This is a genomic window from Streptomyces sp. SID13726 (assembly GCF_010548375.1).
Classification (GTDB): domain Bacteria; phylum Actinomycetota; class Actinomycetes; order Streptomycetales; family Streptomycetaceae; genus Streptomyces.
In genome coordinates this window covers 1-387 of the sequence record NZ_JAAGLY010000848.1, presented here as the reverse complement: position 1 = coordinate 387, position 387 = coordinate 1, and the positions used below count along the sequence as shown (strand labels likewise).

The following is a 387-nucleotide window of genomic DNA, read 5'->3' as shown; positions in this document are numbered from 1 at the left end:
GGGAATGATCAAGGGGTTGTCCGCGAGCGCGGGGTCGATCTTCGCGAGGTCTTCCTTGACGCCTTCGACCGGGCAGACGTAGCTGATGAACGCGGCCAGCTGGGCGGCGTTCGCCGGCTCGTAGTAGAAGTCGATCAGCTTCTCGGCGTTGGCCTTGTGCCGGGCGTGGGCGGGGACCAGCAGGTTGTCGCTGGAGGTGATGTAGCCGGGCGCGGGGATCGCGTACTTGATGTCCGGGTTGCCGGCCTGGAGCTGGATGACGTCGCCGGCCCAGGCCAGGCAGGCGGCGAGGTCGCCCTTGTCGAGGTCCGCCGTGTAGTCGTTGCCGGTGAAGCGGCGTATCTGCTTGGTGTCCACGCCCTTCTGGAGCCGCCCGATGGCGGCGTC

General features: G+C 67.7%; 1 protein-coding gene. It reads right to left on the bottom strand.

Features of this window, described 5'->3' with window-relative positions; all coding sequences use genetic code 11:
• Positions 1-387: extracellular solute-binding protein (locus G3I78_RS50635; protein WP_164437422.1), on the bottom strand; the 387-nt coding region annotated here is incomplete at both ends.